At 65.2% G+C, this 14,870-nt stretch carries 14 protein-coding genes; 7 read left to right on the top strand and 7 right to left on the bottom strand.

Features of this window, described 5'->3' with window-relative positions:
* Nucleotides 1–57 precede the first annotated feature (57 nt).
* Genes ureE through ureG form a run of 3 tightly spaced genes read left to right on the top strand, consistent with a single transcriptional unit; the run spans nucleotide 58 to nucleotide 1,903 of the window.
* The gene (gene ureE / locus CEW83_RS13520; protein WP_108949815.1) at nucleotides 58–537 is read left to right on the top strand and encodes an urease accessory protein UreE; all 480 of its coding nucleotides are present in this window, start codon (nucleotides 58–60) and stop codon (nucleotides 535–537) included.
* A complete protein-coding gene (locus CEW83_RS13515) occupies nucleotides 534–1,253 on the top strand; it encodes an urease accessory protein UreF (RefSeq protein ID WP_234418821.1) in 720 nt (239 codons plus the stop codon). The genes ureE and CEW83_RS13515 overlap by 4 nt, the downstream gene beginning before the upstream one ends.
* Before the next feature lie 20 nt (nucleotides 1,254–1,273).
* Entirely contained in the window at nucleotides 1,274–1,903 is a 630-nt protein-coding gene (gene ureG / locus CEW83_RS13510) for an urease accessory protein UreG (RefSeq protein WP_108949814.1), read from the top strand.
* Nucleotides 1,904–2,038: 135 nt separating this feature from the next.
* Here the strand turns inward: ureG and CEW83_RS13505 are convergent, their stop codons facing one another.
* From CEW83_RS13505 to CEW83_RS13495, 3 genes are all read right to left on the bottom strand, one after another.
* Nucleotides 2,039–2,308, bottom strand: coding sequence for a high-potential iron-sulfur protein (locus CEW83_RS13505; protein ID WP_108949813.1), 270 nt, complete (start codon nucleotides 2,306–2,308; stop codon nucleotides 2,039–2,041).
* A gap of 259 nt (nucleotides 2,309–2,567) precedes the next feature.
* Nucleotides 2,568–3,395, bottom strand: coding sequence for an ethanolamine ammonia-lyase subunit EutC (gene eutC / locus CEW83_RS13500; RefSeq protein WP_108949812.1), 828 nt, complete (start codon nucleotides 3,393–3,395; stop codon nucleotides 2,568–2,570).
* A gap of 16 nt (nucleotides 3,396–3,411) precedes the next feature.
* Nucleotides 3,412–4,806 carry an ethanolamine ammonia-lyase subunit EutB gene (locus CEW83_RS13495; protein ID WP_108949811.1) on the bottom strand — a complete coding sequence of 465 codons (1,395 nt, stop codon included), beginning with the start codon at nucleotides 4,804–4,806 and terminating at the stop codon, nucleotides 3,412–3,414.
* A 410-nt stretch (nucleotides 4,807–5,216) separates the two neighbouring features.
* Here CEW83_RS13495 and CEW83_RS13485 point away from each other — a divergent pair, with 410 nt between their 5' ends.
* Nucleotides 5,217–5,525 (top strand): c-type cytochrome, encoded by a 309-nt coding sequence (locus CEW83_RS13485; RefSeq protein ID WP_108949810.1) that lies wholly within the window; start codon nucleotides 5,217–5,219, stop codon nucleotides 5,523–5,525.
* 60 nt (nucleotides 5,526–5,585) lie between these two features.
* Here CEW83_RS13485 and CEW83_RS13480 read toward each other — a convergent pair whose 3' ends face one another.
* The 4 genes from CEW83_RS13480 to CEW83_RS13465 all read right to left on the bottom strand — a co-directional run bounded on the left by CEW83_RS13480 (nucleotide 5,586) and on the right by CEW83_RS13465 (nucleotide 12,059).
* Nucleotides 5,586–7,769: a putative bifunctional diguanylate cyclase/phosphodiesterase gene (locus tag CEW83_RS13480; RefSeq protein ID WP_108949809.1), complete on the bottom strand. Its 2,184-nt coding sequence runs from the start codon at nucleotides 7,767–7,769 to the stop codon at nucleotides 5,586–5,588.
* Nucleotides 7,770–7,821: 52 nt separating this feature from the next.
* Nucleotides 7,822–9,807: a sensor histidine kinase gene (locus CEW83_RS13475; protein ID WP_108949808.1), complete on the bottom strand. Its 1,986-nt coding sequence runs from the start codon at nucleotides 9,805–9,807 to the stop codon at nucleotides 7,822–7,824.
* Nucleotides 9,808–9,893: 86 nt separating this feature from the next.
* The gene (locus CEW83_RS13470) at nucleotides 9,894–11,030 is read right to left on the bottom strand and encodes an EAL and HDOD domain-containing protein (protein WP_108949807.1); all 1,137 of its coding nucleotides are present in this window, start codon (nucleotides 11,028–11,030) and stop codon (nucleotides 9,894–9,896) included.
* A gap of 9 nt (nucleotides 11,031–11,039) precedes the next feature.
* Nucleotides 11,040–12,059, bottom strand: coding sequence for a CDP-6-deoxy-delta-3,4-glucoseen reductase (locus tag CEW83_RS13465; protein ID WP_108949806.1), 1,020 nt, complete (start codon nucleotides 12,057–12,059; stop codon nucleotides 11,040–11,042).
* Between the two features lie 21 nt (nucleotides 12,060–12,080).
* Here CEW83_RS13465 and CEW83_RS13460 point away from each other — a divergent pair, with 21 nt between their 5' ends.
* The 3 genes from CEW83_RS13460 to CEW83_RS13450 are packed head-to-tail and all read left to right on the top strand — an operon-like array spanning nucleotide 12,081 to nucleotide 14,856.
* On the top strand, nucleotides 12,081–12,980 hold the full coding sequence (locus CEW83_RS13460; RefSeq protein WP_108949805.1) for an NAD-dependent epimerase/dehydratase family protein: 900 nt from the start codon (nucleotides 12,081–12,083) through the stop codon (nucleotides 12,978–12,980).
* An 18-nt stretch (nucleotides 12,981–12,998) separates the two neighbouring features.
* A complete protein-coding gene (locus CEW83_RS13455; RefSeq protein ID WP_108949804.1) occupies nucleotides 12,999–13,409 on the top strand; it encodes a CopD family protein in 411 nt (136 codons plus the stop codon).
* Between the two features lie 31 nt (nucleotides 13,410–13,440).
* Nucleotides 13,441–14,856 (top strand): sigma-54-dependent transcriptional regulator, encoded by a 1,416-nt coding sequence (locus CEW83_RS13450; protein ID WP_108951401.1) that lies wholly within the window; start codon nucleotides 13,441–13,443, stop codon nucleotides 14,854–14,856.
* The last annotated feature ends 14 nt before the right edge of the window (nucleotides 14,857–14,870 follow it).

The following is a 14,870-nucleotide window of genomic DNA, read 5'->3' as shown; positions in this document are numbered from 1 at the left end:
CCATGATCGTCGTTGAATCTCGTGTCGCGTCAAGTACGTCCTGGAAACTGAACTGACATGCTGCTGATTGAATCGCTTTACACCGGCGTACGCGCCGCGACGGAAACCCTGGAACTCGATTTTGGCTACCGCACCAAGAGCCGCTTGCGCGCCAAACTGAGATCGGGCGAGGAAGTCGGTCTGTTCCTCCCCCGCGGCACCATCCTGCGCGGCGGTCAGAAACTCCACGCCCAGGACGGACGGATCGTCGAAGTCGTGGCTGCGCCGGAATCCCTGCTCGAGGTGCGCTGCGCCGATGCCTTCGAGCTCGCACGCGCGGCCTACCACCTCGGCAACCGTCATGTCGCCGTCGAACTCGGCGAGGGCTGGCTGCGGATTCAGGCCGATCACGTGCTCGAAGGCATGCTGGTCGGGCTGGGCGCGGAAGTGTCGTCGATCTCGGCGCCCTTCGAGCCCGAGGCCGGTGCCTATGCCCATGGTCACCAGCATCCGGGTGACGGCAGTGGCGCGCGCATCCACATGATGAGTGCCAAGTGACGCTGCCCGTATCCGGTGCGGCGGTCGGGGGTGGGCTGCTGCCGCTGGTGCGTCTGCTTCAGCTGGCCAGCCCGGCACTGCCGGTCGGCGCCTACACCTACTCGCAGGGGCTGGAGTGGGCGGTCGAATGCGGCCGGGTCAAGACCGAGGCCGACACCCAGCGCTGGATCGGCGACCTGCTCGAATGGAGCGTGGCGCGCTTCGAGGCGCCGCTGGTGGCGTGTCTGCTCGAGGCCTGGGCGCAGGGCGACGATGACACGGTGCGACGCCTCAACGACGATTTCGTCGCCAGTCGCGAGACCTCGGAGCTGCGTGCCGAAACCGTGCAGATGGGCTACTCGCTGGTCCGCATGCTGGTCGAGCTCGACGCCTGGTCCTCACTGCCCGGCTGGCGGGCGCGGCTGCAGACGCTCGATACCCCTGCGTTTCCGACGGCATGGACCGCTGCTGCCGCGGCCTGGAAGGTGCCGGTGGCCGATGCGCTCGCCGCCTACCTGTGGGCATGGCTGGAGAATCAGGTGATGGCCGCGGTCAAGACCGTGCCGCTCGGCCAGAGCGCGGGGCAGCGCATGCTGGCAGTGCTCGGCGGGCGCATTCCCGATCTGGTGCCCCTTGCGATCACGCTCCCGGAAGACGACTGGAGCAACTACACCCCCGGCCTGGCGCTTGCCAGCAGCCACCACGAAACGCAGTATTCACGGCTCTTCAGAAGCTGAACGACGGAAACCACAGAATCATGACTACTCCTGCATCCCAGGCACTTCGTGTCGGCATCGGCGGCCCCGTCGGTTCCGGCAAGACCGCGCTCACGCTCGCCCTGTGTCAGGCCTTGCGTGACAAGTACAACATCGCCGTGGTCACCAACGACATCTACACGGCGGAAGACGCCCAGTTTCTGGTGCGCAACGAGGCGCTGGCGGCAGATCGCATCATCGGCGTCGAAACCGGCGGCTGCCCGCACACCGCCATCCGCGAGGATGCCTCGATCAACCTCGAAGCGGTCGATCGCCTCAACCGCAGCTTTCCGGGGCTGGAGATCATCTTCGTCGAGTCTGGCGGCGACAACCTTGCTGCCACCTTTTCGCCTGAACTGTCGGATCTGACGCTCTACGTCATCGACGTTTCGGCAGGCGACAAAATCCCGCGCAAGGGCGGGCCCGGCATTACCAAGAGCGATCTGCTGGTGATCAACAAGATCGATCTCGCACCGCTGGTCGGTGCCTCGCTCGAGGTCATGGACCGCGATGCGCGCAAGATGCGTGGCGAGCGGCCCTTTATCTTCTCCAATCTGAAGACGGGCCAGGGCCTGGCCGAGATCATCGACTTCGTCGAGCGCCAGGGGCTGTTGCGCACAATGGAGGCCTGACCCGGCGGGTGGGGCGTCGTCACGTCCGGCATGCTGACCCAGGCCATCGCGCTGTGGCGGACGGCCCGGCCGCAGAATTGAAAACGGGGGCAGGTCTTGCGACCCGTCCCCGTTTGAGCCTCGACTGATCGAGGATCAGGGCTTCTTGGCCCAGGCAACACAGGTGCCGTTCGGGTTCACTTCCGTGTCGCCCGCGAACAGCTTACAGCCGCCCAGCGGAGAGCCGGGTACGAAGTGCATGCAGCCCGAGCAAACCTTGGCCGCGTCGGTCGACTTGTCGACGTACTTCATGCTGGTGCGCATTGCGTCGTTCTTGGCTGCGAAAGCAACGACCGGAATCATGGCCACGACTGCGCCGCTGGCCTTCATGAACGTGCGACGGGTTTGGTTGATGCTGTCAGACATATTCCCTCCTTGATTTGAAAACGCTCCACCCGGGACCGAACCTTCGCTCCGGGATATGCGGGTGCCATTCCGTAACTGCAGGGCGAATAGTATGCCACTCCTCCGAGAATAAATAATCGAAAGCTAATATGGCTTTTCTATTCAGCCATTGATTCGATTGTTTGTACGTCCTGCATCCGCTTTGTGCCGAGCGGCAGTCTTGCGAACAACGCCTCCCTGCTCCAGCTGAAGACGCGATGCGGGCGCAGGTGGCCGGGACTCAGGCGTCCGGTTCGGTCAGGGCGTCGGGCGTGCCGGGGTCTGCGAGGGGGGCGGCGTCGCTGTTGTCTTTCAGCGCTACGCCAGTCTGGCCGAGCTGGCGACCGGCCTGACACAGCCACCACAGCTTGCGCGCGGCCGCCGGGTAGGCGAGGCCCGCTGGGCGCACGTTCGAGATGCAGTTGCGTTCGGCATCCATGCATCCGGGGCGTGGGCCCAGGGTCAGGTAGATGCCGAGGCTGTCCGGTGCGCTCAGCCCGGGGCGCTCGCCGACCAGTACGGCGACCATCGGTGCGCGCAGGGCGGCACCGATCTCGTCGCCGAGTGCCACCCGCGCCTGTCGGGCGAGGACCACTGGGCCGGGACGCCAGCCCTCGGGCTGGCTTGCGCAGATGGCGTCCACCAGCGGCAGGGCATGGCGCTCGATGGCCATGGAGGATAGTCCGTCGGCGATGACCAGCAGCAGCTCGAAGGGCGCATCCTGGCGTTCGGCCAGCCGTTTCGCGTCGGCCGGATCGAGCCGGCGGCCGAGGTCGGGGCGCAGCAGATAGGCCGCGCGGTCCGTCGCCTGGCTGGCGACCGTTACCGAGGCGAGGCCGCGCTCCGTAAGGCCTTTGGCCAGGGCGGCGAGGTCGAGCGGGAGGTGCACAGCGTCCCGGGCCTGGGCGTGGGCAAGACCGAAGCCGAGCACTTCACGCGTGGGCAGGCTGGCGCCGCTCCGGCCGAGGGCGAGGCGTGCGGCGGTGTAGCGGCGCAGCCCGGACCATGGGTCCTGAGCAACGCGCTCGGGTGCGGTGTCGTGGCGCGGGTCGATGTCCTTCGATGCCATCAGAGTCTCCGGTGGATCAGGGCAGCAGGCGCAGACGCTGCATGGTGCTCAGCAGCGCTGGGTCGGCCACAGCCGGACGCAAGCGGCCGTCGGCGTCGGTCAGGCCCGCGGCGGCGAGCCAGCTTTCGAACTCGGGAGCACGCTTGAGGCCGAGCACCTCGCGCACGTAGAGGGCATCGTGAAAGGACGTGCTCTGGTAGTTGAGCATGATGTCGTCGGCGCCCGGCACCCCCATGATGAAGTTCACTCCGGCTACGCCCAGCAAGGTCAGCAGGGTGTCCATGTCGTCCTGGTCGGCCTCGGCATGGTTGGTGTAGCACACGTCGCAGCCCAGGGGCACGCCCAGCAGCTTGCCGCAGAAATGATCCTCCAGTCCGGCGCGGATGATCTGCTTGCCGTCGTAGAGGTATTCCGGGCCAATGAAGCCGACCACGGTGTTGGTCAGCAAAGGCTTGAACTCGCGGGCCACGGCGTAGGCGCGTGCCTCGCACGTCTGCTGGTCGACGCCGTGATGGGCATTGGCAGACAGGGCGCTGCCCTGGCCGGTCTCGAAGTACATGACGTTCTCGCCCACCGTGCCACGCCCGAGGCTCAGTGCGGCTTCGCGCGCTTCGCGCAGGAGCGCCAGGTCGATGCCGAAACCGGAATTGGCCTGTTCGGTGCCGGCAATGGACTGGAACACCAGGTCCACTGGCGCACCGCCCTCGATCATCCCGAGCGTGTTGGTCACATGCGTCAGCACGCAGCTTTGAGTGGGGATGTCGAGGGTGGCGATGACCTCGTCGAGCATGTGGTTGAGGTGGGTGAGCAGGGGCAGGCTGTCGCTGGCCGGATTGATGCCGATCACTGCGTCGCCGGCGCCGTAGAGCAGGCCGTCGACGATGCTCGCGGCGATGCCGCGCAGGTCGTCGGTCGGATGATTGGGCTGCAGACGCACCGCCATCCGGCCGGGCAGGCCGATGGTGTTGCGAAAGCGCGTGATCGCCCGGCATTTCTTCGCCACCAGGATCAGGTCCTGGTTGCGCATGAGCTTGCTGACGGCGGCCACCATCTCCGGGGTGAGCCCGGCCTGTACCCGGGTCAGTGCCTCGGTGTCGGTGGATTCGGCCAGCAGCCAGTCGCGCAGACCGGCGACATCGAGGTGCGCGATGGGGGCGAAGGCGGCAGGGTCGTGGCGGTCGATGATCAGCCGCGTGATCTCGTCCGTCTCGTAGGGGATCAGGGCCTCGTCGAGGAAGCGGCGCAGTGGCACCTCGGCGAGGCACAGGCGCGCGGCCATGCGTTCGACGGCGGTGTCGGCCGCCAGGCCGGCGAGCACATCGCCCGAGCGCAGCGGGCTGGCCTTGGCCATCAGGGCCTTGAGGTCGGCAAACTGCCAGGTGTGGCCGGCAACGGTATGTCGATAAGCCATGGTCGTCTCTCGTCAGGGAATGGGCAGAGCTTGCGTGCTAATGCGAGCACGATCTCGATGCCGGTGTCGGCGAATCCCGCGAACTCGGCATGCTTCTTCGCGGCCTGATTGGTCACCAGCACGTCGATGTGCTTGGCCGGGCAGAAGCAGCGGCGGCTGCGCACGCCGATCTTGCTGTGATCGGCGAGGATGACCCGGCGCTCCGGCGATCACGTCAGTCTGCCAGGGGCAGTGCTCGCTGGGAGAGTGCTCGATTGCCGACAAGGAAACCGGCCTGCGCTGCAAGGGGAACCAAGTGACAGTTCGTAGCATCTTTAAGGTGCTGTGTCTCTGACTTATTGGGTAGCATAGGCCTGCCCCTTGGGTTAGTATCTCGCGGCGTTTAAGATCATCATAAAGAGGAAGACAACATGAAGGCTCTTGTTGCTGTTGTGGTCGCTGCTGGTCTCCTTTCTGTCGCCCCGGCATTCGCTTCTGCAGATCTGGCGAAGGCCAAGAACTGCATGGCCTGTCATGCTGTGGACAAGAAACTGGTCGGTCCGGCTTACAAGGACGTGGCTGCCAAGTACGCTGGTCAGAAAGACGCCGCTGCCATGCTCGCGACCAAGATTCAGAAGGGTGGTGTAGGCGCCTGGGGTCAGATCCCGATGCCCCCCAACCCGCAAGTGTCGGCCGAAGAAGCCGCTACGCTGGTGACCTGGGTTCTGTCGCAGAAGTAATTGTTTCCGGAGCGGTCTTACCGCCCTCTGCAATCAAAAGCCGGCTGATGCCGGCTTTTTTCATGCGGGCCGGCGCAGAAGATCGGGCTGAGGCACGGCCTCCAGCCAGCCCGTCGCCTGTGCCGCAGTACCGGGGCGTGCAAACAGATAGCCCTGCATGACGTCGCAGCCGAGGATGCGCAGGGTTTCCGCCTGTTCGGCATGTTCCACGCCTTCGGCGATCAGATGGAGCCCGAATCCGCGCGCAATGCCCGTGATGGCCGAAATGATCGGATTGGTCGATGGGCCGTCGAGGTCACGCACGAAACTGCGATCGATCTTGAGCGTGCTGACCGGAAACTTCTGCAGGTAGGCCAGCGCCGAATAGCCCGTGCCGAAGTCGTCGATTGCCACGCTCAGACCGGCTTCGCGCATTGCCTTGACCTTGGTCGCGACCCCGGCCGTGTCCTGCATCATCATGCTTTCGGTGATTTCGAGCTCGACCTGTGCCGGCGGCAGCTGATTGCGGCTCACGCACTCGGTGACCATGTCCACGATGTCCGTGCGGCTGAAATCGTGAGGTGAGAGGTTGAGCGACATGCGCAGGTCCTCAAAGCCGTCAGCACGCCAACGTGCCAGCTGCGCGCAGGCCTCTTCGAGCACCCAGTGGCTGATGTCGCCGATCAACCCCATCTCTTCGGCCACCGGTATGAAAGTGGCCGGTCCGATCCGCCCGTGGGCAGGGTGGTTCCAGCGCAGCAGCGCCTCCATGCCGACCACACGGGCGGCCTTCATGCTGACCTGGGGCTGGTAGTACAGCTCGAACTCCGAGCGCTCGAGCGCAAGCCGGAGGTCGTTTTCGAGAGCAATGCGTTCCCGGTAGTGCGTGTTGAGCTCGGGGTCGAAGAAGCGAAATGCGTTCTTGCCCGAACGCTTCACCTGGTACATCGCGATATCGGCGTGCCGGGTCAGGTCTTCGGCGGTGTCACCGTCGCGCGGGAAAAGCGAAATGCCGATGCTGACCGTGGCCCGGAAGTCGCCGTGGTCGAGGCGGAAGGGCGGAGCCAGCGCATCGAGGATCTTGCGCGCAATGATCTCCGCATCTTCCGGGTGGTTGATGTCGGGAAGCAGGACGGTGAATTCGTCGCCGCCGAGGCGGGCGAGGGTGTCGCCGCGCCGCAGCGTCGTCGACAGGCGGGCGGCAATGCCGCGCAGCAGGGCATCGCCCTCAGCATGCCCGAACGTGTCGTTCACCAGCTTGAAGCGGTCGACGTCGATGAACATCACCGCCAGTGCGCCGGTGCGACGCTGTGCCTGAGCAATCGCAAGCTCCAGCCTGTCCTTGAACAGTACCCGGTTGGGCAACCGGGTCAGCTGATCGTGGTAGGCCTGAAAGGTAATGATCTCTTCGGCTCGCTTGCGCTCCGAGATGTCGCGCGCCACGCCGTAAAGGCCGTTCGAGGTGCGACCGCCACTGCCGGGCATCGGAATGCCGGTGAGCGACACTGTGGCGCTTTCCGATCCGCCTTCCACCAACGTTTCGCGATTTCGCCGCAGGCGCAGTTCGATGTTGAAGCTTTCGCCCGGGGTGTTGCCGCGTGCAAACATAAGGCTGTTGATGCGATCGACGTCTTCCGCCACGACCAGGGTGGAGAAGGGACGTCGCATCAGCGCGGCCCGCTCGTAGCCGAGCATCTGGCGCACGCGCGGGTTGATGTAGCTGAAGCGGCCCTCGGGGTCGAGGGTGAAAATCATGTCGGGCGAGCTCTCGACCAGAAAGCGATGCAGGCGTTCCGATGCCCGCAGGCGCTGGCTCATGGTCCGGTTGGCCCGTTCCAGCGTGGTCTTGTGCAGGGTGCTGTCGACCGCACGCTGCAACTGGGCGACATGATAGGGCTTGCGCACGTAGTCGTCGGCGCCGCCGCGCAAGGCGCCGATGGCGGCATCGATGGCGTCTTCGCCACTGATGACGATGACGGCTTCTTCGCGCTCATGGCTGGTCAGCCAGTCGAGCAGGTCGAGGCCGGTGGCGTCGGGCAGACGGTAGTCGAGCAGGATCAGGTCGAAGTGCTTATGCTCAAGCGCAGCAATCGCTTCGGCGATGCTGGCGCACTCGTCGAAGGAGCGTCCCTCGCGGGCGAGCACAAGCGGCAACGTACGGCGCAGGGACGCATCGTCATCAACGACGAGGATGCGGCAGACATCTGCGTCCGGTTGCGACCCGGCAATACTCGCGTAGAAGGGCTGTTCTCCCGGTATGACCATGCGCTCCCGGTATGCGGCGTTCCGCTGTAGCACTTTCAGGATAATGCAACACTCAGGCGGAATGTTCCAGTGGGATGAAGATCTGGAAACTGGTCCCGCTGCCTGGCTGGCTCCGGCACAGTATGGACGCGTGCCATTTCGTCAGGATTTCGCGCACGATCGAGAGGCCCACGCCCTGGTGCTGTCCCCCTTTCTGACTGGTCGCCGGGGCGAACAGATTGGCGGCACGCTCGGGCGGAAGCCCGGGGCCGTTGTCGATCAGGCGCAGTTCGGCGCAGGCGCGACCGTCGGCGATGATCTGCCCTGCGAATGAAAGCGACAGGCGACTACCCGGCTGCAAGGCTTCGGACGCGTTGCGCAGCAGGTTGAGCAGCACCTGCTTCAGTGCGGAGGCCGGCATTGCGACGCTGGGCGTGCCGGCCACGGCGCGAAGCTCGAACTGTATGTCGCGCTGCGCGAACAGCGTGTCGGCGTACAGCGCCCGCATTTCATGCAGCAGATCGACGATGCGGCAGCTTGGAGCCTCGGCGCCCTCTTGTGGCAGGTTGCCCGCCGAACGCAGCAGATTGCCGATGCGATCGAGCTCGGCGTTGAGCAGGCTCATGTCCTCCTGCAGCGAACTGTCGTCTGCATGGCTCTGAACGAGCAGGCTGAGCCGGCTCTTGATCACGGTCAGCGGGTTGGTGGCTTCGTGGGCAATGCGACGAACGTGCTCACGGAAGCGCGCATGCAGTTCGGATTCGCGGGCGGCTACGGCAGCATGCTGGCGTTGGGCGGAGAGGATGTTGCGGGCGGCAGCAGAGAGCAGCTCGCCGATCATCCAGTGTGCCGCGCCGCTCAGCGCCTGTTCGTGCGCCAGGCCAATCAGTGCCACGCCGCGCAGCGGCCCGAGGAGCAAGGGCTGACAGCAGAAGCCGCGCTGCCCGAGCCAGCGCACCAGATGCCAGTCGGCCATGCTGCGTCCGGGGGCATTGCTGGCGGGAAAGCAGCTGGTGCGCTCGCCGCTGCGCAGTGCAAGTGAAATGCAGCTGGCTTCATCGTCTTCGCGCAGCGACAGCTCCTGCAGCCAAGCAGCGACCGAGCCCTCTGCGGCCTTGAGAAGCGGCAGCAGCACGCCCTTCTCGTTGGGAATCAGCACGATGGGCATTTCACAGCGGCCGAGCAGGGGGCATGCAATTGCCAGCCGCGCGGCGGTGGCGTCCAGGTCGAGCTCCGTAAACCCGGCAACGATCAGGCCATGCAGGGCGGCGGCCCGAAACGGTTCGTCCTCCATCAGTGCAGGCAGCCCCCTGTTCGCGACCAGCGTCGTGGCGTTGCCCGGCGGGGCCGGATAGGCGGCGTGGCCGGCGACGATGTAGCCGACGTCCGAGCGCAGGCTGATGAGGCTTGTCGATGGCAACCCGGTCAGGGATTCGATCCGGGGGATGCGTTCCTCCCATCCGTCGCCGGCGAGGCGATGAGCGGCTGCTAGCAGGCCGACGAGCGGGTGGGCGCCGCGCAATTGTTCGTCGAGCAGGTCGCCAAGTTCGAGCGCATCGGCGAGGGTGCCGGGCAGGCCGCAGTTGCGGACGAGCCGGGCAAGATGCTGGCGGCCGCTATCGGGCTGCAGCACACCGGGCGTGGCGCACGCTTCGCGCGGGCGGGCAAAGAGCGTGTGCCACAGTCCGCCCAGATAGGCTTCGTCAGGCCTGGGGTAGTGGGTTTCGAGCGCAAGATGGAGCGCACATTCAGCCACCACCAGCGCCTGCACACTGCCCGTGCTCATATCGGCGTAGCCCTGGCTCAGCAGCCAGGCACGCAGCAGGTCCGGCCCAAGGGTTTCAAGCCGGTGCCGCAGCGCGGTATTGAGCCCTTGTTCGAGCTCATCCCGCGCCAGCGGTGCGGACGACAGCAGCAGCAGACACAGGGCCGGGTCGCGCGCAGCCACCAGCGCCACCTCGGGCCAGTTCGGCGAGTTGGCTGCGAGCAGGCGCAGCACGGTCGCGCCGCTTTCCGGCAGGGGGTGCAGGCTGGACGGTCCGGGCAAAGCCTGGGTCATGAATACGAGCGAACTGGATTGGCTGCGGTGAGGCGCATTCTAGGGCCTGCGCGCATGCTTGGATGTGAACGAATGCGCGCTGCGATTCAGGCTTGCAGGCTGTCTGCAAAGCCCAGAGCGACGAGCTGGGCGCGGTTGATCTGCTCGGCCGACAGGTGCAGCTCTGCCGTAGCCTTGATCAGACTGCTGCCATCGAAGTTTTCACAGTGGCGTGCGAGTCTCAGGAAGGGGGCGAAGTCGCCCTCGTCGGAGAGCAGGGCGTCCGTTACCGATGCTGGCAGATGCATCTCGTCGAGCAGGGCCTGCATCGATGTGCCCAGCAGGATGTGCAGAAGCGAAAAGGCACCGGTAATGAAGAGGTTGTCGCGCTCCGACTTGTCGAAGAAGCCGCCTCCGATCTCCTCCATCAGCCGTCCGCGGGCGATTGCGGTCTGCATCATCGCGGGGGCGCCGGGGTCGCGGCTGGCGGTGACCAGCAGCAAAGAAAGCCACTTGTGCAGGTTCGAGTAGCCGAGAATGCTGACCGCGTGGCGGAAGGATTGAATCTCGCACATCAGGCCGAAGCCGGCTGAGTTGATATAGCGCAGCAGCTTGTAGGACAGTGCGACGTCCTGCTTGAGCACGGCTTCGATATCGCGGATCTCGCCATTGTTGCGCACCAGGTTGAGCAGCCTGACGATCTGCGCATGGCCGGGCGAGAGCTCCTTTGCCGGTGGGTTTCCGTAAAGGAAGAACCAGCCCGAAGCGCCATCGTATCCGGCCCCCACCGCCTGGCGGAAGGCCGCTACATCCTTGAGCCCCCAGGCCATGCTGAGGCCAGGCGAGCCGGTGGGTGCCGGATGCTTGCGTGCATCCATCAGGACGAAGCGCCAGTCGATACCCGGCGGCAGGACCGTGCCGTTCGCGAACCAGGTCAGACAGACGCTGATGCCGGCTTCCTGCAGTTTTGGCAGCAGGGCCTGGGTCTGCGGATGGGGCAGTGCCTGGGCGGGAATCTCGATCATTGCGTTCGCCGGCGCGGCCCAGTCCATGAGCGCCGGCGTCGGTACAAGGCGACCGAGGCTGACAAAGACCGGGTGGTGGGTCGGCCACTGATCGACGAGGCCATTCAGGGTCTCGACCACCTCGCCGATATTCGGGCCGTGCGCGATCAGGCGGTTTGCGGTGATCGCCCGGCTCTTGTTGACCACGGGTTCGCGGGTAATGAAGGTGGTCTGGCTCATGGTCCTGGCTCAGGCGTTCTGCATGGCGAAGGTGAATGCGTCGGCGAAAAAGGCATCCTCGGCAAGGCCGCGTGCCTCAACGAAACTGCTGCGCGCGGCATCGATCATGGGTGGCGCCCCGCAGGCATAGACCTCATGGGCGGACAGGTCCGCGAAGTCCGCCAATACGGCTTCGTGCACCAGTCCGCGGCGGCCGTCCCAGCCGTCGTCGGGAAGACCATCGGAAATCACTGGGACATAGCTGAAACCGGGCAGGTTTTCGCTCCAGCTGCGTGCAAGCGTGTCCATGTACAACCCCTCTGGCTGACGCGCGCCCCAGTAAAGCGTGATCGGGCGCGTGATGCCGGCGTGAATGGCGTGTTCGATCATGCCCTTGATGGGGGCGAAGCCGGTGCCCCCGGCCACCATCACGATCGGGCGTGTGTTGTCGCGCAGCCAGAAGCTGCCGAGCGGTCCCTCGAAGCGCAGGATGTCACGCTCCTTCATGGTGCTGAACACCTGTCCGGTGAAGCGGCCGCCCGCGATCAGGCGCACATGGAGCTCGATGTGGCCGTTGTCGTGCGGGGCATTGGCGATCGAGAAGCTGCGGCGCGCGCCATCGGGCAGCAGGATGTCCACATACTGACCGGCGTTGAAACGGAATGGCTCGCTGGCGGGCAGCTTGAGCTCGAGCACGATGACGTCGTCGGCGACCCGGGTCAGCTTCTGCACCCTGCACGGCAGCTTCTTGACCGGGATGTCGCCTGCGCGGCTGACGTTGCGTGCCTCGAGAACCATGCTCGAGTGCGCCCGCGTCCGGCAGAACAGGGTCATGCCGGCTTCGCGCTCGGCGTCGGACAGGGCGCTGGCGGAATAGCCGCCGACGTCGAATTCGCCGCTGATCACCCGGCCCTTGCAGGCGCCGCAGGCGCCGTCACGGCAGCTGTAGGGCAGCAGCAGGCCGGCCTCGAGTGCGGCTTCGAGGATGGTCTGGTCGGCATCGGCGGAGAAGGTCTGGCCACCGGGCTGGAGCGAAATCTGATACGGCATGGGGCGTGAGATAATGTGCGAATGAAAAGAATTCTTGTCGTCGGATGCGGCGATGTTGCCCTGCGTGCGATTCCCTGGCTGGTGCGGCGGTTCCGCGTGTTCGCCCTTGTCCGCCGGACAGAGGCTGTCGAAGGCATGCGCCGGCTGGGTGCGATGCCACTGCTGGCCGATCTCGATGATCGCCGCAGCCTCGTCCGGTTGGCCGGCATTGCCGACGCAGTGCTGCATTTTGCCCCCCCGCCGGCACAGGGCAGAACCGATCCCCGTACCCGCCATCTTCTCGCTGCGCTAGCAAGCCGGCCGAGTCTACCACAGCACCTCATATACATAAGCACGACAGGGGTTTACGGCGACTGTGGCGGCGCCCATATCGACGAGACCCGTCCCGCCAGGCCGCGTTCGCCACGTGCTGCGCGCAGGGTCGATGCCGAGCGCCAGTTGCGTGCCTTCGGGCGTCGCTGCGGCGTGGGTGTCAGCGTGCTGCGGGCGCCGGGCATCTACGCGAGCGAGCGCCTGCCGCTGGAGCGCATTTGTCGCGGCGATCCGGTGTTGCGCGCCGAGGATGATGTCTACACCAATCACATCCATGCCGACGATCTCGCACGGCTTGCGGTGCTGGCCCTGTTCCGTGGCCGCAGTTGCCGGGTGTACAACGCGGTGGACGATACCGAGTTGCAGATGGGGGAATACTTCGATGCCGTTGCCGACGCCTTCGGGCTGGCGCGCCCGCAGCGCCTGAGTCGCGACGAGATCGCGCTCAGGCTGCCGGCAATGACGCTTTCGTTCATGGCGGAGTCGCGTCGCATCGGCAATCGTCGCATGTACCGGGAACTGCGCGCCCGCCTGCGTTATCCGACGGTGAGTGCCGGCCTGCAGGCGGCACGACAGTCGTTTACGCTTCAATCCCTCTTGCCCACCTGATTCGCCGGAGTTTTTTCAATGCTTACCGTGAAGGCGCTGCACATCATTCTTGTCACGAGCTGGTTCGCCGGTCTTTTCTATCTGCCTCGCCTGTTCGTCAACCATGCGATGGTCGAGGATGCGGCGACCCGCGAGCGCCTCGCGCTGATGGAATTCAAGCTCTACCGCTTCATGACCCCGCTGGGCATTCTGGCCGTCGGTCTCGGCTTCTGGTTGTGGTTCGGCTACGGCTTTGCCGGCGGCTGGCTGCATGCCAAGACCGCGCTGGTGGTGGGCCTCATTGGCTACCACCTCTATTGCGGCAAGCTGATGCGCGACTTTGCGGCTGGCAAGAACACGAAGAGCCACGTCTGGTTCCGGGTATTCAACGAGATTCCCGTCGTGGTGCTGCTGGTGGTCGTGTTTCTGGTTGTGCTCAAGCCGTTCTGAAGGGGGTAGCCGCAGGTGATGAGGAGACATGATGCAGCCTGAGACTGCAGTGCCGGCAACGGAGCCGGCGGACAAGCACGAGTTCAGCTGGCAGGCCCATTCGGTGCTGATCGTCGACGACGAGGAGGGCATGCGCCACTTCCTCGAGCGCACCCTCAAGCGCCGTTGCGGCATGGTGGAAGCCGCGGGCTGTGTCGAGCAGGCGGTCGAACTGATGTCGCGCCTGCACTTCGATCTGATCATTCTTGACATCGCCCTGCCGGGCAAGTCGGGCATCGAATGGCTACACGAACTGCGCGAGCAGGGCTTTGGCGGCGACGTGATCCTGATCACCGCCTTTGCCGACATGGAAACCGCGATCGATGCACTGCGCGGCGGGGCGTCCGATTTCATCCTCAAGCCCTTTCGCATCGATCAGATCCTGAATTCGATCAAGCGCTGTTTCGAACGCGCCCATCTGGCGCGCGAGAATTTCGTGCTGCGGCGCGAGCTGGCTGAGCGGGCCACCGATGTGGTTGGGCTGGTTGGACACTCGACTGCGATCCAGCAGCTGAGCGCGATGATTCGGCGTGTCGGGCAGACGCCGAGCACGGTACTGTTGTTGGGGGAGTCCGGTACCGGCAAGGAAGTCGTCGCGCGAGCGCTGCATCAGACCAGTCCGCGAGCGCAGCGCCCCTTCGTGCCGCTCAATTGCGCGGCGATCTCGTCGGAACTGATCGAGAGTGAGCTTTTCGGGCATGTGAAAGGGGCCTTCACCGGTGCGAGCGAGAGTCGCAACGGCCTGTTCTATTACGCCCATGGCGGCACCCTGTTCCTGGACGAGATCAGCGAGCTGCCACTGCCGATGCAGACCCGGCTGTTGCGCGTGCTCGAGGAGCGCAAGCTGCGTCCGGTCGGCTCCGAGCGCGAGATCCCGGTGGATGTGCGCATCATCGCCGCATCCAACCGTGACCTGGCCGCCGAGGTTGCAGCCGGGCGCTTCCGCCAGGACCTCTACTTTCGCCTGGCGGTGGTCGATATCCGCATTCCGCCGCTGCGCGAGCGGGTGGAGGACATCCCCGACCTGATGCGGCACTTCATGGAGATGCTGTCGCTGCAGCTTGGGGTTGCGCCGCTTCCGCTGTCGCACGGCCTGGTGAGCGGGCTTGCCGCTTACGCCTGGCCAGGCAACGTTCGCGAGTTGCGCAACTTCGTCGAGCGTTCGCTGATTCTGGGTGCTTTCCCGGCTGCATCATTGTCCTCTGCCAGCACAGCGTCGATGTCTGTAGATGATGACGACTGTCTCCCGCTTGAGGTGGTGGAGAGGCGCCACATCCTGCGGGTGGTCGAAGCCTGCGGCGGCAACAAGTCCGAAGCCGCGCGCCGTCTGGGCGTGTCGCGCAAGACGCTGGAGCGCAAGTTTGCTGACTGGGGCGAGGACACGCGTCCTGCGGCTGCCGAAGTCTGACGCCGTCGCGCTCG

It is taken from the genome of Parazoarcus communis (genome assembly GCF_003111645.1).
GTDB classification, from domain to species: domain Bacteria; phylum Pseudomonadota; class Gammaproteobacteria; order Burkholderiales; family Rhodocyclaceae; genus Parazoarcus; species Parazoarcus communis_A.
The sequence above is the reverse complement of the archived record's forward strand: the minus strand, read 5'-3'. Positions and strand labels throughout refer to the sequence as shown.